Genomic DNA, 245 nt, shown 5'->3' with positions numbered 1-245 from the left:
GTTTTGAATCATTCATCATTCCTGACGATGTCGGGGGCCGCTTCTCTGTGCTCACAGCGGTCGGCTTGCTTCCGATCGCAGTCAGCGGAGCCGATATCGATGAAATGATGAAGGGCGCCCGCGATGCGAGCAAAGACTTCTCCACATCAGAGCTTGAAGACAATCCGGCTTATCAATATGCGGTCGTCAGAAACGTCCTTTATAACAAAGGCAAAACAATTGAAATGCTGATCAACTACGAGCCG

At 50.2% G+C, this 245-nt stretch carries 1 protein-coding gene; it reads left to right on the top strand.

Annotation, left to right across the window (positions count from 1 at the left end; genetic code table 11):
• Positions 1–245 (top strand): phosphoglucose isomerase-related protein (locus CH339_RS25915; RefSeq protein ID WP_497847424.1); only part of this gene is annotated, 245 nt, incomplete at both ends.

The sequence above is a fragment of the Rhodobium orientis genome (genome assembly GCF_003258835.1).
Taxonomy (GTDB): domain Bacteria; phylum Pseudomonadota; class Alphaproteobacteria; order Rhizobiales; family Rhodobiaceae; genus Rhodobium; species Rhodobium orientis.
Note: the sequence above shows the minus strand (reverse complement) of the source record. Positions and strands in the feature narration are given on the sequence as shown.